Here is a 268-nt window from a genome sequence, read left to right as displayed (position 1 = left end):
ATCAATTGTTTTTTACACAAGCCACGCAGTGACAAAAGCACCGCAGAGCCATTTCATACCATTGCGTGAGGAAAATTGCTGTTTTTCACAGGTTTCAACATCAGATAATCGGATCTTGTGAACAATTCTTTTTCTCCACCCTTCATCTATAGGCGTGATCATTTTACAAGTAACACAACTTATTACCTGTATAACATCTGAACAGACTGAGGCGTCATACAAAAAAGTGCAACTTTTTTATTTAAAAGATAATGCAAGAGCAAGCGAG

At 37.3% G+C, this 268-nt stretch carries 1 pseudogene; it reads right to left on the bottom strand.

Features of this window, described 5'->3' with window-relative positions:
• Positions 1 to 15: 15 nt before the first annotated feature.
• Positions 16 to 207 (bottom strand): annotated as a pseudogene (locus ACFIK8_RS12535) (nuclease); the annotation flags it as partial.
• Positions 208 to 268: the final 61 nt, after the last annotated feature.

It is taken from the genome of Bartonella sp. MR168JLCBS, assembly GCF_042194175.1.
Note: the sequence above shows the minus strand (reverse complement) of the source record. Positions and strands in the feature narration are given on the sequence as shown.